Source organism: Imperialibacter roseus (assembly GCF_032999765.1).
Lineage (GTDB): Bacteria > Bacteroidota > Bacteroidia > Cytophagales > Cyclobacteriaceae > Imperialibacter > Imperialibacter roseus.
This window is the reverse complement of the sequence record NZ_CP136051.1, coordinates 841,445-865,174: the sequence shown is the minus strand read 5'-3', so window position 1 is coordinate 865,174 and position 23,730 is coordinate 841,445. Positions and strand designations below refer to the sequence as shown.

General features: G+C 46.1%; 22 protein-coding genes. 13 read left to right on the top strand and 9 right to left on the bottom strand.

All coding sequences use genetic code 11. The features are described 5' to 3' along the window. Nucleotides 1-311: 311 nt before the first annotated feature. Entirely contained in the window at nt 312-2,198 is a 1,887-nt protein-coding gene (locus RT717_RS03660; RefSeq protein WP_317490381.1) for a M1 family metallopeptidase, read from the bottom strand. Nucleotides 2,199-2,261: 63 nt separating this feature from the next. Here RT717_RS03660 and RT717_RS03655 point away from each other — a divergent pair, with 63 nt between their 5' ends. Next, nucleotides 2,262-2,921, top strand: coding sequence for a DNA alkylation repair protein (locus RT717_RS03655; protein ID WP_317490380.1), 660 nt, complete (start codon nt 2,262-2,264; stop codon nt 2,919-2,921). Between the two features lie 90 nt (nt 2,922-3,011). Further along, a complete protein-coding gene (locus tag RT717_RS03650) occupies nt 3,012-3,386 on the top strand; it encodes a hypothetical protein (protein ID WP_317490379.1) in 375 nt (124 codons plus the stop codon). A gap of 21 nt (nt 3,387-3,407) precedes the next feature. Here the strand turns inward: RT717_RS03650 and RT717_RS03645 are convergent, their stop codons facing one another. From RT717_RS03645 to alaS, 3 genes are read right to left on the bottom strand one after another with little or no spacing between them, the layout of a single operon-like run. Further along, nucleotides 3,408-4,517, bottom strand: coding sequence for a peroxiredoxin family protein (locus RT717_RS03645; RefSeq protein ID WP_317490378.1), 1,110 nt, complete (start codon nt 4,515-4,517; stop codon nt 3,408-3,410). A 28-nt stretch (nt 4,518-4,545) separates the two neighbouring features. Next, nucleotides 4,546-6,000 carry an Asp-tRNA(Asn)/Glu-tRNA(Gln) amidotransferase subunit GatB gene (gene gatB / locus RT717_RS03640; protein ID WP_317490377.1) on the bottom strand — a complete coding sequence of 485 codons (1,455 nt, stop codon included), beginning with the start codon at nt 5,998-6,000 and terminating at the stop codon, nt 4,546-4,548. 14 nt (nt 6,001-6,014) lie between these two features. Next, on the bottom strand, nt 6,015-8,657 hold the full coding sequence (alaS, locus tag RT717_RS03635) for an alanine--tRNA ligase (protein ID WP_317490376.1): 2,643 nt from the start codon (nt 8,655-8,657) through the stop codon (nt 6,015-6,017). A gap of 233 nt (nt 8,658-8,890) precedes the next feature. On the opposite strand from alaS, the gene RT717_RS03630 reads away from it, so the two are divergent. The 7 genes from RT717_RS03630 (at nt 8,891) to RT717_RS03600 (ending at nt 15,479) form a co-directional block, all read left to right on the top strand. Continuing rightward, the gene (locus RT717_RS03630; RefSeq protein WP_317490375.1) at nt 8,891-9,868 is read left to right on the top strand and encodes a peptidoglycan DD-metalloendopeptidase family protein; all 978 of its coding nucleotides are present in this window, start codon (nt 8,891-8,893) and stop codon (nt 9,866-9,868) included. Between the two features lie 139 nt (nt 9,869-10,007). Then, nucleotides 10,008-11,204 (top strand): CapA family protein, encoded by a 1,197-nt coding sequence (locus RT717_RS03625; RefSeq protein ID WP_317490374.1) that lies wholly within the window; start codon nt 10,008-10,010, stop codon nt 11,202-11,204. A gap of 1 nt (nt 11,205) precedes the next feature. Continuing rightward, nucleotides 11,206-11,553 (top strand): MerR family transcriptional regulator, encoded by a 348-nt coding sequence (locus RT717_RS03620; protein ID WP_152000468.1) that lies wholly within the window; start codon nt 11,206-11,208, stop codon nt 11,551-11,553. After that, the gene (dprA, locus tag RT717_RS03615) at nt 11,550-12,653 is read left to right on the top strand and encodes a DNA-processing protein DprA (RefSeq protein ID WP_317490373.1); all 1,104 of its coding nucleotides are present in this window, start codon (nt 11,550-11,552) and stop codon (nt 12,651-12,653) included. The genes RT717_RS03620 and dprA overlap by 4 nt, the downstream gene beginning before the upstream one ends. A 12-nt stretch (nt 12,654-12,665) precedes the next feature. Then, nucleotides 12,666-13,730: a tetratricopeptide repeat protein gene (locus RT717_RS03610; protein ID WP_317490372.1), complete on the top strand. Its 1,065-nt coding sequence runs from the start codon at nt 12,666-12,668 to the stop codon at nt 13,728-13,730. Nucleotides 13,731-13,788: 58 nt separating this feature from the next. Then, nucleotides 13,789-14,427, top strand: a complete 639-nt coding sequence (locus RT717_RS03605) for a hypothetical protein (protein WP_317490371.1) — start codon at nt 13,789-13,791, stop codon at nt 14,425-14,427. Next, a complete protein-coding gene (locus tag RT717_RS03600) occupies nt 14,424-15,479 on the top strand; it encodes a hypothetical protein (protein ID WP_317490370.1) in 1,056 nt (351 codons plus the stop codon). Before RT717_RS03605 ends, RT717_RS03600 begins: the two co-directional genes overlap by 4 nt. A gap of 3 nt (nt 15,480-15,482) precedes the next feature. Here RT717_RS03600 and RT717_RS03595 read toward each other — a convergent pair whose 3' ends face one another. Beyond that, entirely contained in the window at nt 15,483-16,328 is an 846-nt protein-coding gene (locus RT717_RS03595; RefSeq protein ID WP_317490369.1) for a hydroxymethylglutaryl-CoA lyase, read from the bottom strand. 110 nt (nt 16,329-16,438) lie between these two features. Here RT717_RS03595 and RT717_RS03590 point away from each other — a divergent pair, with 110 nt between their 5' ends. Then, nucleotides 16,439-17,029, top strand: coding sequence for a SiaB family protein kinase (locus tag RT717_RS03590; RefSeq protein ID WP_317490368.1), 591 nt, complete (start codon nt 16,439-16,441; stop codon nt 17,027-17,029). A gap of 5 nt (nt 17,030-17,034) precedes the next feature. Beyond that, nucleotides 17,035-17,592 (top strand): coiled-coil domain-containing protein, encoded by a 558-nt coding sequence (locus RT717_RS03585; protein ID WP_317490367.1) that lies wholly within the window; start codon nt 17,035-17,037, stop codon nt 17,590-17,592. Here RT717_RS03585 and RT717_RS03580 read toward each other — a convergent pair. Both RT717_RS03580 and RT717_RS03575 read right to left on the bottom strand, forming a co-directional pair. Then, the gene (locus RT717_RS03580) at nt 17,555-17,947 is read right to left on the bottom strand and encodes a DUF1987 domain-containing protein (RefSeq protein ID WP_317492343.1); all 393 of its coding nucleotides are present in this window, start codon (nt 17,945-17,947) and stop codon (nt 17,555-17,557) included. The genes RT717_RS03585 and RT717_RS03580 overlap by 38 nt on opposite strands. Nucleotides 17,948-18,000: 53 nt before the next feature. After that, nucleotides 18,001-18,426 (bottom strand): hypothetical protein, encoded by a 426-nt coding sequence (locus tag RT717_RS03575; protein WP_317490366.1) that lies wholly within the window; start codon nt 18,424-18,426, stop codon nt 18,001-18,003. A 121-nt stretch (nt 18,427-18,547) separates the two neighbouring features. On the opposite strand from RT717_RS03575, the gene RT717_RS03570 reads away from it, so the two are divergent. Next, nucleotides 18,548-18,904 carry a hypothetical protein gene (locus RT717_RS03570; RefSeq protein ID WP_317490365.1) on the top strand — a complete coding sequence of 119 codons (357 nt, stop codon included), beginning with the start codon at nt 18,548-18,550 and terminating at the stop codon, nt 18,902-18,904. Beyond that, nucleotides 18,901-19,983, top strand: a complete 1,083-nt coding sequence (locus RT717_RS03565; protein WP_317490364.1) for a PP2C family protein-serine/threonine phosphatase — start codon at nt 18,901-18,903, stop codon at nt 19,981-19,983. The genes RT717_RS03570 and RT717_RS03565 overlap by 4 nt, the downstream gene beginning before the upstream one ends. Nucleotides 19,984-19,986: 3 nt before the next feature. Here the strand turns inward: RT717_RS03565 and metF are convergent, their stop codons facing one another. Both metF and metH read right to left on the bottom strand, forming a co-directional pair. After that, entirely contained in the window at nt 19,987-20,937 is a 951-nt protein-coding gene (gene metF, locus RT717_RS03560; RefSeq protein ID WP_317490363.1) for a methylenetetrahydrofolate reductase [NAD(P)H], read from the bottom strand. Nucleotides 20,938-20,982: 45 nt separating this feature from the next. Continuing rightward, entirely contained in the window at nt 20,983-23,709 is a 2,727-nt protein-coding gene (metH, locus tag RT717_RS03555) for a methionine synthase (RefSeq protein WP_317490362.1), read from the bottom strand. Nucleotides 23,710-23,730: the final 21 nt, after the last annotated feature.

Sequence of the window (23,730 nt, the reverse complement as noted above, 5' to 3'; positions counted from 1 at the left end):
AAGGGTATGTTTGCTACGTAGCAAACTAGCGACTGCTACGCTGCGAGGAAAAGTGGATATTTGAGACAGAAAGGAATAAATGGCAGTGACCGCCTTTCTTAGTATACGAAATTTCTGATTAAAAGGTGGTTATGTTTTTCATATTTGCTATCGCTCGGCAAGCAGGCTCAGCGCCTGGCAAAAGTGGCCATCTGCTGGACAAGTATCGTTCTTGTCAAGCAGATGGCCACAGGCATTTTACCAGTATGCACAATTTGAAAAATTCATCGATGCCTTCGCAATTACCGCTAAAAAGAAAGCGGCATGTCGCTCTACTTATTCACCGGTTCTCCCTCAGCTTCCACTGCTGAGCGCCAGGGGTAGCTCTGGTTGGTGCGGTCAGTGTCAGCCATGCGTTGCGTTGGGTCAATCTCCATGTACCTGATGTCCTTCGGCTTCTTTGGAATGCTGAACGTGTAGTAAGGATGCGTCCAGGGCCAGTCGGTAAGGATCGTGCGTGGAATGCTCGGGTCGTCATGTTCCTTCACCCCCCTCATTAAATCCAATGGAATATAAAACAACTCTTTGCTGCCATCGGCATATTCCACGTACAGCTCTATAGGCATCGGCATTTTTTCAATTCTCTCAAGCGTAACGTTTGTTTGATCTCCCTGCTCTTCTACCGACTTAATGCCATAGTCAACGGTCTTGGTGGAGTTCACAAAGTACTCGTAGTACCAGTCGAGCTCCAGGCCTGAATTCTTTTCCTGAATCCTGATATAGTCGTTCATGTTGGGGTGCTTCATCTTCCAGGTATCAAAATACCTCCGCAGTCCCCGCATGAATGTTTCGTGACCAACCACATAGCTCAGCTGATGTTGTGAAACCGCCCCCTTCGAGTAAGCCGCAGAACCGTAAGCTCTGTTGGTATTGTAGTGATCGGAATGTGTCGACATAGGTTCCTCGAGGCCGCTTTGTGCCAGTGAGAAGTAAGAACGATACGAGCCCTCCAGCGGGTTGATGTAATTACCACCGTTCGGCCCATCGAAAAGGTAGTGCATGGTGATCTGCGTGGCATAGTCAGTAAAACCCTCATCCATCCATGGGTACAGCGACTCGTTAGTGCCCAACACCCCCTGGTACCAGCTGTGCAAGGCTTCGTGTACAGTCACACCTACCAAACTGCGAACTGACCTATGCCCGGTAATCAAAGTTGACATAGGGTATTCCATGCCACCATCGCCTCCCTGCACCACAGCAAACTTGTCGTAGGGATATTTGCCAAAGTTTTTGCTCAGGAAGTCGAATGCCTTTACTGCAATACCTTGAAGCTCCTTCCAGTTTTCCACCAGCGTGTCACCCTGATAAAAGAAGTGCAGGGCAGGCCCGCCAGGCACCTGAGCCACATCGTGCAGATAGTCAGGGTCGGCAGCCCACATAAAGTCATGCACGTTCTGAGCTTTGAACTGCCAGGTCAGCTTGCCCCCTTTCGGTCTTTTAATAGTAGTCCCTGGCTTTGCATAGCCTTTGCCAATTTGCTCCGGGTTCTGCAAATAGCCTGAGCCTCCTATCATATAAGCAGAATCAATCGCAATGTTTACATTAAAATCGCCCCATGGAGCGTAAAACTCCCTGCCTACGTAAGGATCGGCATGCCAGCCCTCGTAGTCATATTCAGCCATTTTTGGGTACCATTGCGCCATAGAGTATTCCACCCCCTCCTTGTTGGCCCAGCCACTGCGGCGAACCTGCAAGGGTACCTGTGCATCAAACTCCATATCAAAAGTCACTTTGCTTTTCGGAAGAATTGGCTTGGCCAGGTTCACTTCCAGCACAGTGCCTTCTACAGCATAAGAAAGCACTTTGCCATCTTGTTTCAGGCTGTTGATCTTCTGATAGCCGATCTGGTCATCTTTCAAATGGTAAATTCTATCCATCACCCGCCTGTCCGGGTCAGCGATGGTTCTGGAGCGAACGTCCATCGAGCTTCCCGGCTGAAAAGCATTGAAGTAAAGGTGATAAAACACTTTCGTGAGCGTGTCAGGAGAGTTGTTGTAATAAACGAGCTTTTGCTTACCCTTGAACTGATGGGCAGATACATCCATGTCAATGTCCATAGTGTACTCTACACGCTGCTGCCACCTGTCGGGTTGAGCGAGCGCAGCCGTTGTCAAAAAGATAAAAAGCAGGGCTAAATTTAAGTTTGTAGGTCGAGTCATTGGTTTGATAAAAGGTTATTTTGCCAAAGTAGTAAGTTTAGCCAGAAACAGTAACATCAATTTATGGAGACGGTAGAAAGTGTTATTAGTGGTTTAAAACATCTGGCGGATGAAGGGACGAAGAAAGGCGTAGAGCGATTCGGCATCCCCTCAGAAAAAGCGTTGGGAATCAAAACGCCTGAGCTTCGCAAAATAGCCAAAAGCATCAAAAAGAACCACACCCTGGCGCTTCAGCTCTGGCAAACGGATATTCATGAGGCAAAGGTGCTGGCCAGCATGGTTGGCGACCCGATACAAATGACCACTGAGCAAATGGATGCGTGGGTGGCAGACATGTATTCCTGGGATGTGTGCGACCAGTGCTGCGGTAACCTGTTCGTTTATACTCCTTTTTGGAAAAGCAAAGTAGCCGAATGGATTCCCTCTGAACATGAGTTCACCCGAAGGGCAGGCATTGTGCTAATAGCCGAAGCCACCATGCACCAAAAGAACAATGTTTCCGATGACGAACTACGCTCTATGCTCCGTACAGCAATTGAGGTTGCCAATGACCCCCGGAATTTCATAAAGAAAGCAATAAGCTGGGCAATGAGGCAGGTAGGGAAGAAAAGACCTCATCTAACTGCCGAGGTGATTGAACTGGCAAGGAAGCTCCAGGCCACAGATGACAAGACCAGCAAGTGGATTGCCAGTGATGTGATTCGGGAGTTGGAAAAGAGGTGACCTTGAATTCTCGGCCAGACAAAAAAAGCCTTTGCATGTCACTAAACGCCTCTTTGAAACAAATGAGAAAAAAACTTACTTTTATACTGAATGGATAACGAAAGACTAAATATGCGAGTCAATCAAATAGAAGAGCAGTTGAGTAACACCCTGAAAGCCATTGATAAGCTTACTGCTGATATTGACGCATTGAAAGAATACGCTGTTGAGAATAACAAGGTAGTCAACGGGATATTACGGAAACTCGATGACCAGGGGGAACGGATGGATAAAGTCCTTTTAAGGATGGAAAAGGAAGAAAAGAACAGAAAGTCCGAATTGGAGCACGAACGCAAGCAAAGGCAGCAAGAGTTGGATGCTCAAAACGAGCGTTTCATGAATGCTTTGAACGAAGACAGAAAATTAAGAAGGGAAGAAATGGCCATCATGAACCGGCGACTTGAGTTCCTTGAAAGCAAAGCTTGAACTTAGCAATCAATGAAAATCTCACCCAAAAATCTCTTCAAGCTTCCTCTCCAATGACTCTCCTCTAAGGTTCTTGGCTACAATCTTACCATCAGGCCCAATCAGGTAGGTAGCCGGAATAGCATTGATTTCGTAGGTAGCGGCCGCTTCCGAATTAAAGTATTTCAAATCCGACACATGCTTCCAGGTGAGGCCATCGTCTTCAATGGCCTTCAGCCAGGCATCCTTTGTTCTATCAAGAGAAACACCCAATATTTCAAAACCCCTGTCCTTGTACCTGTTGTAAGAAGCCACCACATTCGGGTTTTCCTGACGGCATGGCTTGCACCAGGCAGCCCAAAAGTCCACCAGCACGTATTTTCCTCTTAGTGATGACAACTTAATTGATTCGCCATTAGGGTTTGGAAGGTTAATTTCCGGAGCCATTGCCCCCACTGCCAGCGGCCTCATATCATCTACCCTTGTCACCAGTTCCTTGGTGAAGCGGGATTCGGGCAGGCCATTCTGAAACCTTGTTGCTACGCTGTCGAAGAACGGAAACTGCGCATCATCGTCCAGGTAGTTCAAAGCAAATATGGCCGACACTGAATTATCCATCGACCAAATAAGCGCCTTCATTTTTTTACTAAAGGTCTCTTCTATATCGATATATTGCTCCCGTATTTTATCAGCCGTCTCAAGATCTCCCGACATCATTGCCTGGCTGTAGTCATTGTTAATCATCTGCACGTCGGACTGAAACTTGGCATTGAGCTTACCAGCGGCTTCGAAATATTCAGTGTCCTTTGAGCCAGTCACAGTGAACGGGGCCTGCGGCGAATAAGCCTCCGCCTCTATATAAACATCGCTTTTGTCGAGCACCAGAGGCACTGCTTGCTTACCGTAGAAGTTGATCCTTAAAAAAGAAGGTTCAGTGATTTGAACATAGGTTTCAAACGTACTATCGGCGGCCAATGTGAGCGTATCTATAGGGTCAATTCCCTCGAGGCCCAGCATTTCCAGTTGAATGATGCCTGTTTCTTGCGGGAATTTTACTTTTCCGGCAATTTTCAGCCCTTCCTGAGTTGTACCCTCAGAACAAGAGGTAATAAATAAAACTCCTGTTAATGCTACTACAAGATACTTTATCATCTTTCTGTTTTTTTCTCTAACAAGACTTCTAAGCCAATGATTCAACCAAAAGCTGGTTAGTTAGTTTCGGGTCGGCCTTTCCGTTGGTTTTTTTCATTACCTCCCCCATAAACATGCCGAGCAGTCCTTTTTTACCGTTTTTATACATGACCACCTTATCCGCATTTTGGGCGAGCACTTCTTGTATCACAGGCATCAGCACATCGCTGTCCGACTCCTGCACCAGGTTCATGTCGTGCGCTATGTCGTGAGGTGCCTTCCCGGTCTTTATTACTGCCGGAAATATGTTTTGGCAGGCCACGGTGTAGCTCACTGTTCCTTTTTCCACCAGATTGACCAAGTCGGCCAGCATAGCGCCTGTGAGCGAAAGCTTTCGCAGGGAGGTGCCGTTTTCCTTCAGGTAACTCTTAATCGGCCCCATGAGCCAATTGCTTACCTGCTTATAGCAAGTGGTATGAGCAATGGCCTCTTCAAACAGGTGCGCAAAGTCCCTTTTTTCGGTGATCACCAGTGCGTCGTAGCTTGGCAGGCCATACTTTTGCGTGAAGTCGTCGTAGTACTGCCGGGGAAGCTTGGCCATCTTTTTGCGGATGTCTTCCAGCATGGTGTCATCCACAACAAAGGGAGCCAGATCCGGCTCAGGGAAATACCTGTAGTCGTTCAGCTCCTCCTTCATGCGCATGCCGTAAGTCTGGTTCTTTTCGGGATCAAACAGCCTGGTCTCTGAAATGATCTTTTTCCCTTGTAAGGTAAGGTTGGTCTGCCTTTCTATTTCTACCTCAATCGCCTTCTGCACGTACCTGATGCTGTTGAGGTTTTTCACTTCTACTTTGTTGCCCAGCGTGGTCACCCCTTTTTTACGAATCGACACGTTGGCATCGCAACGCAAAGAGCCTTCCTCCATATGACCGTCGGAAATGCCCAGAAAACGCACCATTTTTCTTATTTCAGTAAGAAAGGCACCGGCGTCCTGCGATGAGGTAATCATGGGGTCAGTCACTATCTCTATCAAAGGCACACCAGCCCGGTTGTAGTCCACTGCCGAAATATCCTTACCATCGACGTGCATCAATTTGCCCGCATCTTCCTCCATGTGAATTTTATGGAGCATGATCTTTTTCGGAGTGTTGGTATCGAAACCAATTTCGACATAACCTCCTTTGCAAATCGGTGTTTTGTCCTGCGTCACCTGATAGCCTTTTGGAAGGTCGGGGTAGAAGTAGTTCTTCCTGTCAAAGAAATTATAGCGACCTATTTCGCTGTGACACGCCAGCCCCATTTCAATGGCGTACTCCAGTGCCTTTTTGTTCAACTTCGGCATGCTGCCCGGATGCCCCAGGCTAATCACATGGATGTGCTGATTGGGTTCTGAACCAAACTTATTGGCATCCGGTGAAAACACCTTGCTTTTAGTCTGCAGCTGCACATGCACTTCCAGTCCAATAACGGCCTCAAAGCTATTCTTGTCCTTCAAATCACTCATTAGATGCACTTCGGTTAAGCAAGAGAGCTCAAATTAAGCGCTTTTGCCAGTAAATCATTTGCTTTTTCCACCACTTTGGGCAATCCGTTAATGTCTTTTCCTCCTGCAGTAGCGAAAAACGGTTGTCCGCCTCCACCACCTTGTATTTCTCTGGCCAGGTCACGCACCATGAGCCCGGCGTTCAATCCAAATTTTTCCACAAGCGAATCGTCGAACATCACAGCTACCTGAGGCTTGCCGTCAATATTCGCTGCCAGCACCATAGCCAGTGAGCTCAACTCATTTCTGAGCTCATAAGCCAATTTTTTCAAGCTGTCGGCATCTGGCAATGTCACCTCTGCCACCAGCAGGCTGATGCCATCAATGGCCTTCACTTCTTTGAGCAAGTCCTGCTTCACCCCTTGCGACGCTTTCAGGCGATACCCCTCCAGCTCCTTTGTCAAAGTTTGCTTCTCCTCAAGCAGCTGTGCCACAGCCCTGGCCATGTCTTTCGGGTTCTTCAGCAATTCCTTCATCTCGTTCATCAGCATGTCCTGCTCAATGATCAGTGACTCTGCCTTATCGGCCGTTACTGCTTCAATGCGTCGCACACCAGCAGCCACACTGCTTTCGGAGACAATTTTGAGGAAACCGATTTGGCCAGTGGCACGCACATGGGTACCTCCGCACAGTTCCACAGAATAGTGAGGATCAAAGGTGATGACACGCACAAACTGACCGTACTTTTCTCCGAACAGCGCCATAGCCCCTAACTGTTTGGCCTCGGCAATGGGCACATTGCGCCGCTCATGCAGCGCTATGTTTTCTCTTATTTTCTTATTGGTAATGGCCTCCACTTCTCTGATCTCTTCATCCGTCATTTTGGCAAAATGAGAGAAATCGAAACGAAGCACATCGGGAGACACCAATGAGCCCTTTTGCTGCACATGCGTGCCGAGCACCTGCCTGAGCGCTGCATGCAATAAGTGGGTAGCACTGTGGTTATTCTCTGTCAGCTGTCTTTTATAAATGTCGACTTTTGCCTGCAAAGGCAAAGTCGGGTCTTTGGGTAGTTCGGATACAAAGTGAATGATCAGGTCATTTTCTTTTTTTGTGTCCAGTACCTTTATTTTTTGATCGCCGGAGATGAGCATGCCTTTGTCGCCCACCTGTCCGCCGCTTTCCGCATAAAACGGCGTGTTGTCAAGCACAAGTTGAAACAGCTTGCTGCCTTTGTCTTCTATCTCCCGGTATTTTACTACCTGAGCAACCGCTTCCAGGTTGTCGTAGCCAATGAAACCAAGCTCCTCTTCCTGCTTTACCTCCACCCAGTCGCCGGTCGATACTTTGGACGACTTCTTCGAACGGTCTTTCTGCTGCTGCATTTCCGCCTGGAAACCAGCTTCATCAACCGTCAGTCCATTTTCTCTGGCAATCAATGCCGTTAGGTCAAGCGGAAACCCGTAGGTGTCGTAAAGCTCGAAAGCAACGGCACCGCTGATTTCATTCCCTTTCAGCGACTGCTTGATCACCTCGATCCGCTTAAGTCCTTTGTCCAGCGTGCGCAGGAAAGATGTTTCTTCCTCGAAAATTACTTTGGCAATAAAGTCTTTTTGACCAACCAGCTCGGGGAACACACCAGCAAACTGATCGGAAAGCACCGGCACCAAAGTATGGAGAAACGGCTCGTTAAACTTCAGGAAGGTGTATCCGTAGCGCACCGCACGTCTCAAAATTCTTCTTATCACATAGCCAGCCTTCACATTGGACGGCAGCTGCCCGTCGGCAATGGCAAAGGAAATAGCCCTGATGTGGTCAGAAATCACCCTCATGGCAATGTCCGTCTTTTCGTCGTCGCCATATGCCACTCCTGCCTTTTCAGACAGCACAGCGATCATTGGCTGAAATACGTCCGTATCGTAATTCGACTTTTTACCCTGCAAAGCCATCACCAGCCTTTCGAAGCCCATGCCTGTGTCGACATGCTTAGCTGGTAGCGGTTTAAGGCTTCCGTCCGACACCCGATTGAACTGAATGAATACCAGGTTCCAAATCTCTACTACCTGCGGATGGCCCATGTTGACCATCTCTCTCCCTGGTACTTTTGCTATTTCAGCCTCGTCTCTTAAGTCGATATGTAATTCTGAACAAGGACCGCAAGGGCCAGTGTCACCCATTTCCCAGAAGTTGTCTTTCTTGGACCCGTCGAGCACCCGGTCGGTCGGCAAATGAGCATTCCATAACTCAAATGCCTCGTTGTCTTTCTCTAAGCTTTCCGATTCATCACCCCCAAACACAGTGGCGTACAGCCTGTCCTTTGGTAGTTTGTACACTTCAGTAAGCAGCTCCCACGCCCAGTTGATGGCATCTTTCTTGAAATAGTCTCCAAACGACCAGTTGCCCAACATCTCGAACATGGTGTGGTGGTAGGTATCAAGCCCTACTTCCTCAAGGTCGTTGTGCTTTCCTGAAACTCTCAAGCATTTCTGTGTGTCAGCAATTCGCTTTACCTGTGCCTCTTTATTTCCGAGAAAGTAGTCTTTGAACTGGTTCATGCCCGCATTGGTAAACATCAATGTAGGGTCGTTTTGAACCACCATAGGGGCTGAAGGCACTATTTTATGGCCTTTGCTTTCAAAGAATTGAAGGAACTGCTGTCTTATCTCTACTGCTGTCATTTGAATAAAATGGTCTGATAAACTGTAGCATCTTAGAATTGTACAGCTTACTTATCAATAACTAAAGGGGTTTATGCTGCTGTCAAACTTGCCGGAGGTTGGGAAATATCCAGAATATGTTTAAAAATTCTTATATTGCGCCAGAATTATAACGCAATTCAAATTTTTTCGTAAAAGCGGTGAGATTCGCTTATATAGAAGCAAAGTTATAATAAAAGACTAACTGTCAACCTATGGCTAGGATAAAATATTACTACGACACCGAAACATGCAAATATGAGCGTGTCAAGGTCAGCTCCTGGGATATTTTCCTCAACCTTCTTGGCTTCCTTACTGTCGCCTTAATTTTAGCTATCGGCATTCTTTTGGGCTACAACACCTATTTTGACTCTCCTAAAGAGGCCCTCCTTAAAAAGGAAAATGAGGAATTGAACATGTACTATGAGCTTCTCAAGAAGGACATGAATGAGACTCAGGACATGCTTGCCTCCCTGCAAAACAGGGATGACCAGATTTACCGTGTTATTTTTGAAGCAGAGCCTATCCCGTCTTCCATCAGAGAAGCAGGTGTTGGGGGAGCAAACCGCTACAAAGACATGATAGAATCGGATCTTCAGCGTGAGGAACTGATTGTGGAGTCATTTAAGAAACTCGACAAGCTGAAGAAGCAGATGTATATTCAAACCAAGTCGTTTGACGAAATCATGAAACTGGCCAAGAACAAAGAAGAACTTTGGGCTGCCACACCTGCTATCCAACCAATATCCAACAAGGAGTTGAAGCGCCTGGCTTCGGGTTTCGGAATAAGAATTGACCCCATCCTGAAAACGTCTAAAATGCACGCTGGTGTTGACTTCTCTGCAGAAAGAGGCACACCTATTTATGCGACAGGAGATGGTGTCATAAAATCTGTCAGATATGACTTTGGCGGGTACGGCAAGTATGTGGTTATAGACCATGGCTTTGGCTACGAAACCCTGTACGGTCACATGGACTTGCAAAACGTAAAAGTAGGCCAGAGGGTAAAAAGAGGTGAGACAATCGGCTTTGTTGGAAGCACCGGAAAGTCTACCGCTCCTCACGTGCATTACGAAGTGCACATTAATGGCAAAGCCACTGACCCCGTCCACTACTTCTTCCAGGGGGTTACACCTGAAGAGTATGAAGAAATTCTCAGACTCGCCTCTGTTGAAAACCAATCACTTGGATAAAAACAGTTGAATCTGAACATGAAGGCAGCTTTCCCGAAAGGCTGCCTTTTTTGTGTCTATAAATTGTGGATAAATTTCATGTGAATTGAAAAGCCACTTCCAGCCCGATACCCTATTTTTGTGACTCACCATCCAAACCATGTTCAAGCAATCAGGGTACGTAATACTATTGGCGTTAGCGGCATTTTCCTGCAAAACTAGCAGGCTGGCGTCAACGGTGGATAACACCCCTGCTCCAGTTGCGAAAGACACGGTTGTTGTGTCGGCACCGGCCCCGGTGTACGTAACCTCAAAGGGTGACACGCTTGAAAAAATTGGTGAGGAGATAGCCCTTGAAGTATTCGAAGTAGTGCCCGACACATTGACCGTTATTGGCGTGGGCGACATTATGCTGGGAACAGCATATCCCTCTGAAGAGTATCTGCCACCAGCAAATGGCAGCATGCTGTTGAGCGATGTAGCAGACATATTGAAGAATGCAGATATTACTTTCGGCAACTACGAAGGAGTGCTTATTGACGAAGAAGGTACACCCAAGGAATGTAACAATCCAAAGCTCTGCTATCTCTTCAAGACACCGGAACACTATGCAGTTCATTTGAAAGAAGCTGGCTTCGATGTGATGAGCCTGGCCAATAACCACGCTGGTGATTTTGGCCCGGAAGGCCGAAAAAGCTCCATCGAAGTGCTTACGAAGTTGGGTATTGCCGTAGCAGGCACTCAATCAACGCCCTACACAATCTTCGAAGCTAAAAAGACCAAAATAGGTTTTGCAGCCTTCGCACCCAACACAGGTACCATCAGCATTCACGACTATGCACGGGCCAGGAAGATCATTCAACACCTTGACTCAACGTGCCAGATAGTGATTGTTTCTTTCCACGCAGGTGGTGAGGGGCCAGAATTTCAGCACGTTACCAGAAAAAGAGAGTCATTTGTAGGTGAAGACAGGGGTAATGTGTATGAATTTGCCCGGTTGGTTATTGACGCCGGTGCCGACATCGTTTTTGGCCATGGCCCACATGTAACCAGAGCTATTGACCTTTACGAAGGAAAATTTATTGCGTACAGCATGGGCAATTTTTGCACCTATCGCCGGTTTAACCTTAAGGGTCCCAATGGCATCGCCCCCATTGTAAAGCTATGGGTAAATGGAGAGGGTGATTTTCTGCAGGGCCAGATATTCTCCACTCACCAGCTGGGCTCAGGGGGGCCACTGGTCGACGAGAATCAGAAAGTGCTTCGTAAAATAAAAGAGCTAACCTTGCAGGACTTTCCTGATACAGCATTGGAAATTTTAGATGATGGTTTGATCACTTTTAAAATCAATAATTAACGTGCCATACAAAGAAAAAGAGATCGAGAAAAAATACTACACCATCGGCGAGGTAGCTGACATGATGGATGTAGCCACTTCCCTGATTCGGTTTTGGGAGACTGAATTCGACATCATCAAACCCAAGAAAAATCGAAAGGGAAACAGACAGTTCACCAAAGAAGACCTCGAAAATGTAAAGCTGATTTACCACCTGGTAAAAGAAAAGGGCTATACCCTGCAGGGAGCACGGGATTTTTTGAAAACAAACGCAAAAAAAGCGAAGGATACACTGGAAATGATTGATGGATTGAAGAATGTCAGGTCTTTCCTCGTTAAATTAAGAGGCGAGTTAGAACAGAAAGATTGACAGAAGAAAAGTTATATCAATTAGCCCTCCAATTGGTTCCGGGAGTTGGGCCCCGCATGGCACGCATGCTCATCAGTCATCTGGGATCAGCCTCTTCTATTTTTAAAACGCCTAAAGGAAAACTAAAAAAGATCAACGGCATTGGAGAGAAAACAGCTGAAGCCCTGATTCAGGCCGACTTTTTAAAAGAAGCCGAGAAAGTGCTGGAGAGCTGCGAAAAGCAAGGTACCGAAGCCATATTTTTTACCGATGAGGCCTATCCTGAGCGGCTGAAACACATCTACGATGCCCCGCTGATAATTTTCAAAAAGGGGGCTGGAACACTGGACACAACAAAGGCAGTGGCTATTGTTGGCACCAGAAGTGCCACCGATTATGGCAGGGAGGTTACCCGTGAAATTATTCAATCGCTTATTCCCTACAATCCGCTTATCGTCAGCGGCCTGGCCTACGGCATCGACATAGAAGCCCACAGGGCAGCACTTGACAACGCTCTTTCTACATTTGGCGTAATGGCCTCTGGCACTGATGTCATATACCCGTCGGTGCACAAACAAACAGCACACAAAATGCTTGAAAAGGGCGGTTTGGTGACAGAGTATGCGCCCGGAACCAAACCTGAAGCGTCGTTCTTTCCGGCACGAAACAGGATCATAGCCGGCCTGGCCGAAGCGGTGATAGTAGTGGAAGCCGCCAGCCGTGGTGGTGCGCTTATCACCGCCGAAATTGCCAATTCCTATGACCGGGAGGTGCTCGCTATACCCGGCAACCTGGGCAATAGTTTTTCAGAGGGCTGCAACAAGCTTATAGAACAACAGAAAGCCCACATCTACACGTCAGCCGAAAGTCTTGCTTCTCTGCTCAATTGGGATCTTGCTTCGTCTACAAAAAAGAAGACCGCAACCAAGCCAGCAGCCCTGAGCGAAATGGCTTCCAAAATATGGGATTCGCTGGAGAAACAGCCCAATGGCATCCATTTGGACACTTTGAGCTGGAACACACAAATACCGATTCATCAACTAGCCTCCGAATTGCTAAATTTGGAGTTTGAGGGTTTTGTTAAGTCCCTCCCTGGAAAGCAGTTTAAACTTATCAGGTAAAAACACTTAAAAATGGCAGACCATTATCAGGTATTAGGTGTTCAGTACGGTGCCACGCAAGCGCAAATAAAGGCTGCCTACCGGAAATTGGCACTCAAATACCACCCTGACAGAAACCCGGGGGATACAGATGCCGAGGAGAGGTTCAAGCAGGTTGCGGAAGCTTACCGGGTACTTTCCAGCGGTGGTGCTACGTTTACATACGAGCAATTCAGTCAACCGAAACCACCCTCACCCTCATCCGGTTCCCCAAGAGATCGTGACCCCTATTTTAAAAGGAACAAAGCACGAGCACGGAAGCCGCCGGAGCCAACCGTCTTCTCCAGAAGAACCAAGATAATGGGGAGTGCCTTCATGGCTCTTCTGGTAATATTGGTTGTCGCTATACCAATGACGCTGCAGGTGTACGCCTCCATTCATAACTACAAGGAGGGCAAAGCACTCTATGACCGCAAGCAGTGGGTGCCCGCACTAAAACAGCTAGAGTATGCCTACCGGGGCGTAGGCGTCAGAAACCTTGAAACCGCCAGGTTAATCACCAGGCTGATGACCGAAAACCTGAAGTTTTTCAATCAGGCGTTACCCCACATCAGCAGGGGGCTCAGTTACTCCGAAACAGCAGCAGACAGTGCTTTCTTTTATCTAAAAAAGGGCATTGCACTTAAAAATTCATCAAGGTTTGATGAAGCCGACAGCGCCTTTTACAGCGCCTTAACGAAACAACCAAATTGGGACAGCGCCTACTACTACCTGGGTGAAGTCAGCACATTTGGCAAGCAAGACTATGAAAACGGCGTCAGGCACTTCTCTCATGCTCTTGAAATCAACCCCGATTATTCCGACTGCTTTATGGGCCGGGGCTATTGCCACTATCAGCTCAAAAACTTCGATATTGCTGTTCTTGACTTCAATTCATTTCTCAAATATTCGAGCAAAGACAGAGGCACTGGCTTCTACCTCAGAGGAATGGCTCTTCTTGAAACTGAGTACCCTGAGCTTGCCTGCCGGGACTTTTTGGAGGCCGAAAAGCTGGGATCGAAGGGCGGGAAGGATGCCTGGTTAAAATTCTGCCAGTAATACTCAGTAAATAACAAGGTTTTTCGATATAATTCTTATATTCGGATTGACCGAACCTATGTACAGATACTTTACTCTGCTCTTTTTCACTTTTTTGCCCTGCATTTCTTTTGCTCAAAATGGCTTTGGGGCATTCGCCGGGGTTCACGGTGGGGTTTTCTTCCCATCGGCTGACAACGTTTCCAGTGTGTATAAAAACGACGTCTTTCCTATTGGCTTCCACGCAGGTGTAGGGCAAAACTGGTTTTATCTAACCGCCAAGTATCAAAAATACAAAACCGATGGCACTCCGGAAGTCATCAATACTGCCAATGTTAGTCTTTCACCAACGGCTGAGTGGCAGCAAAGCATGCAATTTTACGGCGCCCGCTGGTACTTGTCACGAAACCGCATTAATCTTTTTACTGAAATTGGCTATTGTGCTTTCAAAAGCCAGGAAACGATCGATGTTAATAATCCGGCATATGCGGAATTCAATAGTCAAACAGAGCTTAAGTCTTCCGGGATTGGTCTGGTCTTCGGTATCGAAAAGGATATTTTCCGATACATGTCGATAAATGCTCAAGTTGAATGGATGAACGCCAACTACAAGGAAAACCTGCCTGGTTTAGCTGGCAGTTCGTCTAAAATGGGTGGCGTTTTACTTGGGCTTGCGCTAAATGCTAAAATTGAAACCATCGCAGACTTTAGCAGATGAGAAATCTCCAGCTACTTTTTTTACTTACACTTCTGGGCCTCTTCTCCTGCACCGACACACCAATAAACCCAGTGGAGGAAATTCCTGACGAATTTGAAGATTTGAAATCTATTCGGCTCAACCCGTCAGGGGACACCACGGTGCTTGTCCAGTATTCTAACACAAAAACTGTTGCTGCAATAGGCGAGTTTGTGGTGGCGCAGTTTGATACGCTGGAGGTAGCCGGTCTCCTCAGTAAAAAAACGCAAATAACCATCACATACGATACTACTTACAGGACGATAGATGCCATGAAACTGGAATGGTCATCCTCTGATAATTCGGTAGTAACAGTAGAAAATGGCGTGGTAACTCCAATAGGTGGTGGCGACGCTGACGTCCGCTGCAGACTCGCTTCAAAGCAAATCACTTCAAATTCCAGCCATTTTAACGTTGTTGGACTTCCCTTCCTCAGCATTGATTCTCCAGGAGACCAGCTCGTGTTTACTTCAGAAGGCATCGTCAGTGGCCACGTCGCTACTGATGCTTTACTATACATTCAGGGGGAACCAGCTTCGTTCGATCCGTCTGGCTATTTTGAGCAAGTTGTGCAATTACCTATTGATGGTGTAAACTCGGTGGTAGTAAAAGCAACAGACGCAATTGTACCTGAGGCTTTTAATGTGAAAACTAAAAAATACACCCGGGCCACGCCCGAAACAATCCTTGGCAATTGGGCCGGCACCGCTTCCGACGGATCAGATTTCACCTTCACCGTGACGCTAAGCACAACCGACCCCGATGAGTTTGACGCCAGCGGGCTCTACAACTGGAAGGTGCTGCCACCACTTGACGTCACGAGAACCAACATCCCTTTTAGTTTCAAAATAGACAAATACGGTAATTTCGTAGGTAACTTTAGCTGGTCACGAAGTGGCGCTGTGGCAGACGTAGTCTACCGGGGGATAGTTAGTTCAACGACAGGTTCTGCCGGAACTATCAGATATGACGGATCTTGGGATGGAGTCACCCTCAGAAGAACAAGTACCTGGACTGCCACAAAAATTCAGTGATCCTCAGCTGAATACTTTTTGGCACATCAACAAAGATTTCGAGAGTTCCGAAGAGTTGTAAATCAGTTTGTGATTATGCGTGATCAGGTAGTCAACTACAATTTCCGTAGCAATATTCCCGACGAGGTCGTCTTCCGCCATGGGACAACCGCCGTAGCCATTGATGGCTCCATCCATTCGTCGGCACCCGGCCTGATACACAGCTTCTATCTTCTCCCACGCCGATTCCTTTGTTGAATGTAAATGAGCACCAAACTCGATATGGGGAAACGCTGGGATGACCTCCCGGAACAAAGCTTTGATGTTAGCTGGCGACGAAACACCGATTGTGTCGGACAACGAAATAATTTCAATACCCATTGCATCCAGCTTGTTAACAAACTCCGCCACAAGACTCGGCTCATACGGATCGCCATAGGGATTGCCAAACCCCATGGAAAGGTATACCACCAACACCTTATCGTGCGTGGAACACAGGTTTTGAATCTCCGCAACTGTCTGTAATGCCTCCGAAATAGACTTGTTCGTGTTTTTTTGCTGGAAGGTCTCTGAGAGTGAAAGTGGAAACCCCAGATAATGAATTTCCGGATGCTGGCAGGCCTCTTCGGCCCCTCTCAGGTTGGCAACGATGGCCAATAACTTTGTCGGGGAATTGGAAAGGTCAAGCTGTGAAAGCACTTCCGCTGTGTCCCTCATTTGCGGGATAGCTTTGGGAGAAACAAAACTCCCAAAGTCTATCGTATCAAAGCCTACCTTAAGCAGTTGATTGATGTAATCAATTTTACTTTGCGTGGGAATAAAGCTTTTCCAGCCTTGCATCGCATCCCGGGGGCATTCAATAATCTTCATGATGTTAGTTTCATTTTAATTACAACAAAACATAATCCTTATCTGCTGGTTAGGTGTGGTATGAATGCAGGGCTGAATCCCCAGCGCAGCGTAGTCTCAAAGTTTCAAACATGAGCAAAACAGAACTCAAAAAGTACAAAAATATACATGGCGAAAATATAATCATTTTGTATTCAGGAGACATGACTTTTGAACTACTTAATGCCATTACCGCTTGCCTGGAAAACAAGCTTACTTCACTTGAAGAGGAAAAAAAGGTAAAAAAGAGGTTTTACTCTGTGGCAATGGAGTGTTTGCAGAATCTCTATTACCATATCGAGGAAGTAGCGCCTGATAATGAAAATATTACCAAAATAGACGCAAAGTCAGTCACTGTGGTAGTGTATATGCTGAAACGTCACTTTGTCATTCAAACAAGCAACTTCGTCTCGCACTTGAAAGAGCAGGAAATCGGAAGAAAAATCGATGAAATAAATAGCAAAAGTGCCGAGGAGCTCAGGCAGCTGTATCTGAATAAACTATCCGAACAAGGGTTCAGCGAAAAGGGCACGGCGGGTCTTGGGTACATTGAGATTGCCCGAAAAACAACACAGAAGCTGGAATATCTATTCCAGAAAATAAATGACAGCTACTCCCTCTTTACTCTCACGGCTAGGATTCCCAGGACTGAAATAGTTGATCGACAAAATTTAACAAAGTAACCACGATGAAAGATCTGTTTCTACAGGAGAGATCCAAGCTTGATGACTTCAATAACAAACTGGATCAGAAAAAGCTTAAATACGAAGATGTCAGGCTTATTTCTAAAGACTACTCAGGCGTATTAGATCAAATAACGCTGGTAACAAAAGTAAGTGACAGGCTTCAGCGAAAGCTGGCAGAGGCCAATAATGAGATTGGATCAAAAAACGAGGAAATTAAAGCAAAAAATGAAGAGCTGGAGGAAACGCTAATCAACCTGGCAAAGGCCAAACTTGGGAAGAAGGCCAGTTCGGTCATGCTATCAGTAGGTTTACTGTTACTGGTATTGGAAGAGTACCTGCTGGATGATTATTTGAATACAATCAACATGGGCTTCGTAATCGACCTGTCAATTAAAGTTATGATCGCTGTTGGCATGAAACTTCTTGAATCCCGTCTGGAGAATTATTTCATGACCCGTGAAAAGAAAAAAATAATCCGGGACAGGGAGAGAGTTGAAGTATCCAAGAAATTAAAACCGAGCCTCAACGATCTGAGCCTGGCGGAACTGGAACGAACCTGAATTCGAGCGGTAAAAGCTCACTGTAATCCTCCCCGGATTCTAGTATATCTTCATCATCGTCATCATAAATCCAGTTGACAATAACTTGCTTACCGCTAGAACTAACTGATACCAGTTTTCGGAAAATGTCGTAAAGGCACTTGGCGCTGCTGGTGTTAAAGTATACCAGACGAATATTCGCCTCCAGCTTTTGTGAACCCTCCAGAGCATATTGTTCAAGAATTCGATAGGTGCTTTGATAAAAATCTAACGAATTCTCAGGGGTGGAAACTCCACTGATGCTGAATGAAGCAACGTTCGGGTCGAACGAGATATCCGGGGTGTATTTCGTTCCCGTGATATTGAATCTTTTCATAGTCAAAGGCTGGATGTTGTACTAGTTAGTATCGAACTTGTATATAGCCTCGCTCATTCGGCATCAATTGCCTGCTGAACGGTATCAAAGTACTCTATTCTTAATTTGCTAAGAACTTCGTCAGGAAACTGCTTTAGCAGAGGCTTTCTCGCAGCCTCAACCGATTTTTTGAACCAGTCTATCTCAGGAAGGACTTTGAAATGTTTGTGAAGTCCGTACTCGAGCATTTTTGTTTTCCACTCTGTAAAGTACCATTTCATAGATGGTTGGTGAAAAGTTTTGAGTGACGACTTATCGAAAACAAATTTTGTAAAGCCGCCTTTCATCACCTCCTCTGCCAGCACCTGAAATGTCTCTTTAAAGTTCAAAATTGGCACATACCCCACTTTCATATTACACAAGACTATCCCCCTCTCAGGTGCTACGTAACACCTGGCAAATTCACTTTCAAAAACCTTAGTAAAACCTTCAATCTCCATAATGCTTCTTTATATGTGTAGTAACATTTACTGTTTTGTATTGTTTAACAATTTGTTGAGCGGGATGAAAAAAATTTTAAACAAATCCTGACACAAATCATTATTACTTAAATCGTTTTCGATGACCGAAAATTTAATAACTCTAACGCACAGCTTTCTCGAAGCCTACCCAGGGGCAAAAGGGGCAACATTGCAAAGTCTTGAAACTTCACTAGATATTAGTGTCGGTGAAAATACTGAGATCATAAGATCTCTGAATGAGATGACCATACTTGGGATTGATGAGTCATTTGACATTGAGTTCTCATATATTTTTAGCGATCATGGCACTGTTATCGTTTTTTTTATAGATCCTACCACATTTCTATCTGTTTTCACCACCGATGAGTTTCCTAATAAGGCGTTGGCTAAACAGATGTTCGACACCTACCAAAAAGTATTTCTTAATGAATTTACGTCTGAAAATCAAACAAGATGACCACAGTTGAATTGGTAGAGAATGTTCGTAATCATTTTCCAGAAGTGAAAGATGCAGGCTTTATCATCGACGAAAAACTGGACATCTATCTTCAGAGAAGTGATACCGATCCTGATGTCCTGGAGGGAATCATTATGCGGCTATACTTTTCCGCCAATGATGATGAGAAGGCAATTAGATATTTCATTAATCAATACAATGACGGCAAGTATATTTACTGTACCCGTCTAAATGATAATATTTGGTTTTTTCTACTGAGTACCGCAGAAGCATTCTCAAAACTCCATTTTTATCTGAAATTCTTACTTCCTGACAATGAGAGCCTCCAAGTGGATAGAAGCCAGCTTTCAGACAAAGGCGCATCATCAGACAAGTTCGGATCTGCTAAAAGAATTCAGGAAATGCTGTTTCAACACCCCGGGAAGTTTCTTGGAGAGGAACAAACTATTTTATGGCACCAGCCAAAAGATAAAATAGGCGGCGACTACTATTGGAGTAAACAAACGAAAGAAGCAATATGGGTTGCAATAGGAGATTGCACCGGTCATTCCGTGGAAGGCGCTCTCGCTACGGTAAGTATTCTTTCAATTATCAATCAAATTTTTGACGATGGAATGAAGCCCCATCAGCTCATAAAAAAATTATACTCCAGCCTTAACAACATGCAGCATCAAAAACTGGCTGAGGGATACGGTATTGGAAATGAAATGATTGTATTCAAATTCAACCTTCAGTCAAATGAAGTGCAATATTCCGGCACGGGCCTCCCAGTTTATGTAATAGGCTCTAAATTTCAGTTTCTAAAAATGAAAAGTGCTCATTTTGAACCCGATAGGGTACTTCGATACTTGCGATCCCGGCGCTTGGTACTTAAGCCCGGCACCACCATTTTTACTCATTCCGACGGCTTAACTGATCAACTTAGCAGAACAGGTAAAAAAATGGGCAGAGTAAGATTAGCTGAGGCCCTTCGCTCAACAACTCCATTATCCGCTAACGCTATTTCCCAAATATTCAACAATTGGAGGGAGCAAGCAGATCAAACTGACGATATTGTGGTGTTCGGATTTTCAAAATGAAAATCAAAACAAGGCAGATGCAATGTCCTTCACCGACTCAGCACGGCTCATGGTGTAGTAGTGCAGCACCGGCACTCCGCTGGCCATCAATTCTTTCGACTGATTAATACACCATTCAATACCCACCGCTTTGGCAGCCTTATTGTCCTTGCATTTTTCCAGTTCATTCACCAGGTCGTTGGGCAAGTTGATGAAAAACGACCGGGGTAATGCCGTCATTTGACGGACAGAGGTAATCGGCTTGAGGCCGGGAATAATGGGCACTGTTATGCCTTCTTCCCTGCACTTTTTCTCAAAAGCAAAAAACTCGTTGTTGTCAAAAAACATTTGAGTAACAATATACTGCGCTCCCATTTCAACTTTTCGCTTCAGATGGCGAATGTCCGTCGACAGGTTAGGCGCTTCGAAATGTTTTTCAGGGTACCCTGCCACTCCGATGCAAAAATTGGTGTGGTTGCCTTCCGTTTCCTCGTGGAGGTAACGACCATTATTCATATTGATCACCTGCTCCAGCAGTTCCGAAGCATATCTGTGCCCGTTGGGATCCGCTACGAAGGCCCCCTCCGACTTAATTGGGTCACCCCTTAACACCAGCACGTTATCAATACCAAGAAAGTCCAGGTCAATGAGTGCATCCTCAGTTTCATCTTTACTGAATCCTCCACAAATAATATGAGGAACTGCGTCGATTTTAAACCTATTGATAATGGCGGCGCAAATACCGACTGTGCCGGGTCTTTTTCTGATCGTCACCTTCTCCAAAAGCCCGTCCTGGCGTTTTTTGTACATGTACTCCTCCCTGTGGTAAGTTACATCTACAAAAGGAGGCTTAAACTCCATCAGGGGTTCTATAGTATCGATGATCGCCTGCATACTCTGCCCTTTTAGCGGAGGCAAAATCTCAAAAGAGAACAGGGTTTTCTTAGCGTTGTTAATATGATCTACTACTTTCATTTTTCAGCTATTGCAGCACTTCGGGTTACTCTGAAGTGTTTTTGATTAAATATTGTAATTGAGATTTGGCGCTAACCATTTTTCCATGTCTTCCAAAGAAAAGCCTTTGCGCTGTGCATATTCCTCTACCTGATCCTTTTCTACTTTGCCCAAACCAAAATACTTCGAATCAGGATGTGAGAAGTAAAAACCGCTTACTGCAGCCGCAGGGTACATGGCAAAAGACTCTGTAAGGATGATGCCGGTCTTTTTTTCTACATCCAGCAGATCGAACAAAAGCCTCTTTTCCGTGTGGTCAGGACAGGCGGGGTAGCCAGGTGCCGGACGAATGCCAGCATAGTCTTCCTTGATCAGCCGTTCGGTATCAAGTTTTTCATCGGGTGAATAGCCCCATAGCTCCTTCCTTACTTTTTCATGAAGCAATTCTGCAAAAGCCTCAGCCAACCGATCAGCAAGCGCTTTGGCCATGATGCTATTATAGTCATCCTGATCCGCTTCGTATTTCTTGACGATAACGTCGAGCCCGTCGCCGGCTGTCACTGCGAACCCTCCCATATAGTCTTGCTTGCCAGTCTCTGCCGGCGCAACAAAATCGGCCAGGCTCAGGTTGGGCACCGTTGCTGCCTTTTTGCCCTGCTGGCGAAGGAAATGGAACGTGGTAAGCTCTTTTCCTGACTCATCCAAAATCCTCACATCTTCATGATCAACCGCTGTAGCTGGAAACAAGCCAACGATGCCATGGGCCTTCAGAGAGCCTTTAGCTATGATCTCGTCAAGCATGGCATTGGCATCGTTGTAGAGCTTTCTGGCCTCTTCGCCCACTACTTCATTGTCAAAAATAGCCGGATATTTCCCTTTCAGCATCCAGGTAGAGAAAAATGGCGTCCAGTCGATGTAGGGCCTTATCTCTTCGAGAGAATAATTCTTGAATACACTAACGCCCAGTGCATTTGGTTTCTTCGGTACAAAATCATCCCAATTGACAGGTGCCTTTTTCTTTCTCGCTTCAGCTATCGAAATGTAGTTCTTCTCCTTCTGCCTGCCAGCGTGGTCTGTTCTTGCTTCGTCATATTCCTTTCGAATTTTACTGGCAAAAGCTTCTCTCGTATCCGGACTTATGAGCTCGCTGGCTACGGGCACACTTTTGGATGCATCGAGCACGTGAACCACCGGGCCAGAGTAATTTGGCGCTATTTTTACCGCTGTGTGAATGCGGGAGGTAGTAGCCCCACCAATAAGCAATGGTGTTTTCATTCCCATTCTCTCCATTTCTTTGGCCACATGCACCATTTCGTCGAGTGATGGTGTAATCAAACCACTGAGGCCAATCACATCAGCCTTTTCACGAACAGCAGCTTCCAGGATTTTTTCGGCTGGCACCATCACACCCAGGTCGACAATGTCGAAGTTGTTACAAGCCAGCACCACACCTACTATGTTCTTACCGATGTCGTGAACGTCGCCCTTCACCGTGGCAAGAAGTATTTTTGCATTAGAGGACGTATTTCCTGTTCTTCTTTTCTCTTCTTCCATGAAAGGAATCAGGTAGGCCACCGACTTTTTCATCACCCTGGCGCTTTTCACCACCTGAGGCAGAAACATTTTCCCTTCTCCAAAAAGATCGCCCACGATATTCATACCTGCCATCAAAGGTCCTTCAATTACTTTCAAGGGGCTTTGGTACTTGGCCCGAGCCTCTTCTGTATCGGCCTCCACAAACTCGACAATTCCTTTTACCAGTGCATGGCTTAATCTCTCCTCAACACTGCCCTTCCGCCATGCATCGTCCACCACTTTCACTTTGCCTTTCGACTTCACTGTCTCGGCAAACTCCAGCATTCTTTCGGTGGCATCTGGTCTGCGGTTAAGCAGCACGTCTTCTACTCTCTCCAAAAGGTCTTTGGGAATCTCATCGTAGACTTCAATCTGTCCGGCATTTACGATGCCCATATCAAGGCCGTGCTTGATGCCATGATAAAGAAACACAGTATGCATGGCTTCACGAACCGAGTCATTGCCTCTGAATGAGAAGGAAACGTTACTAATACCACCGCTTACCCGGGCATGAGGCAGGTTCTCTTTGATCCATTTGGTAGCCCTGAAAAAATCGAGCGCATTGTTGTTATGCTCGTCCATGCCCGTGGCGACAGGAAACACATTGGGGTCAAAAATGATATCTTCAGGAGGAAAATTAATTTTATCGACCAAAAGACGGTAACAACGCTCACAAATTTCAATACGGCGCTCGTAGGAGTCGGCCTGACCATCCTCGTCGAAAGCCATTACTACCACGGCGGCGCCGTAACGTTTTACCTTTTTAGCCTGATCAAGGAACTCCTTCTCGCCTGCTTTCAAGCTAATGGAATTAACAATACCCTTGCCTTGCAAGCATTTTAGTCCAGCTTCAATAATATGCCACTTAGAAGAGTCAATCATAAACGGCACTCTGGCGATCTCCGGCTCGGCAGCCAGTAGGTTGACGAAGGTCACCATGGCCTTTTCGCCATCGAGCATGCCCTCATCCATATTGATATCGACGATTTGTGCGCCGTTTTGTACTTGCTCCAGGGCTATGCTAACAGCCTCTTCATAGTTACCCTCCAGGATCAATCGTGCGAACTTCTTGCTACCGGTTACGTTAGTCCGCTCGCCAATATTCACAAAGTTCGTCTCCTGATTGATAATGAGGGGTTCCAGGCCACTGAGCTTGAGTGGGCGAGGGTTGTTGGCGGCAATTCCACCGTCCACAGTTTCTTCGACTTTACTTGACATCTGTTAGTTTCTGTTGTAAAA

Excerpts from the sequence above, each read along its gene's own strand:
- RT717_RS03565 (WP_317490364.1), top strand. The coding sequence starts at position 18,901 with ATGACCACAGTTGAATTGGTAGAGAATGTTCGTAATCATTTTCCAGAA.
- metH (WP_317490362.1), bottom strand. The coding sequence starts at position 23,709 with ATGTCAAGTAAAGTCGAAGAAACTGTGGACGGTGGAATTGCCGCCAAC.
- RT717_RS03610 (WP_317490372.1), top strand. The coding sequence starts at position 12,666 with ATGGCAGACCATTATCAGGTATTAGGTGTTCAGTACGGTGCCACGCAA.
- RT717_RS03600 (WP_317490370.1), top strand. The coding sequence starts at position 14,424 with ATGAGAAATCTCCAGCTACTTTTTTTACTTACACTTCTGGGCCTCTTC.
- alaS (WP_317490376.1), bottom strand. The coding sequence starts at position 8,657 with ATGACAGCAGTAGAGATAAGACAGCAGTTCCTTCAATTCTTTGAAAGC.
- RT717_RS03605 (WP_317490371.1), top strand. The coding sequence starts at position 13,789 with ATGTACAGATACTTTACTCTGCTCTTTTTCACTTTTTTGCCCTGCATT.
- RT717_RS03575 (WP_317490366.1), bottom strand. The coding sequence starts at position 18,426 with ATGGAGATTGAAGGTTTTACTAAGGTTTTTGAAAGTGAATTTGCCAGG.
- RT717_RS03580 (WP_317492343.1), bottom strand. The coding sequence starts at position 17,947 with ATGAAAAGATTCAATATCACGGGAACGAAATACACCCCGGATATCTCG.
- RT717_RS03630 (WP_317490375.1), top strand. The coding sequence starts at position 8,891 with ATGGCTAGGATAAAATATTACTACGACACCGAAACATGCAAATATGAG.
- gatB (WP_317490377.1), bottom strand. The coding sequence starts at position 6,000 with ATGAGTGATTTGAAGGACAAGAATAGCTTTGAGGCCGTTATTGGACTG.
- RT717_RS03655 (WP_317490380.1), top strand. The coding sequence starts at position 2,262 with ATGGAGACGGTAGAAAGTGTTATTAGTGGTTTAAAACATCTGGCGGAT.
- RT717_RS03645 (WP_317490378.1), bottom strand. The coding sequence starts at position 4,517 with ATGATAAAGTATCTTGTAGTAGCATTAACAGGAGTTTTATTTATTACC.
- RT717_RS03585 (WP_317490367.1), top strand. The coding sequence starts at position 17,035 with ATGAAAGATCTGTTTCTACAGGAGAGATCCAAGCTTGATGACTTCAAT.
- RT717_RS03625 (WP_317490374.1), top strand. The coding sequence starts at position 10,008 with ATGTTCAAGCAATCAGGGTACGTAATACTATTGGCGTTAGCGGCATTT.
- RT717_RS03570 (WP_317490365.1), top strand. The coding sequence starts at position 18,548 with ATGACCGAAAATTTAATAACTCTAACGCACAGCTTTCTCGAAGCCTAC.
- metF (WP_317490363.1), bottom strand. The coding sequence starts at position 20,937 with ATGAAAGTAGTAGATCATATTAACAACGCTAAGAAAACCCTGTTCTCT.
- RT717_RS03590 (WP_317490368.1), top strand. The coding sequence starts at position 16,439 with ATGAGCAAAACAGAACTCAAAAAGTACAAAAATATACATGGCGAAAAT.
- RT717_RS03660 (WP_317490381.1), bottom strand. The coding sequence starts at position 2,198 with ATGACTCGACCTACAAACTTAAATTTAGCCCTGCTTTTTATCTTTTTG.
- RT717_RS03595 (WP_317490369.1), bottom strand. The coding sequence starts at position 16,328 with ATGAAGATTATTGAATGCCCCCGGGATGCGATGCAAGGCTGGAAAAGC.
- RT717_RS03650 (WP_317490379.1), top strand. The coding sequence starts at position 3,012 with ATGGATAACGAAAGACTAAATATGCGAGTCAATCAAATAGAAGAGCAG.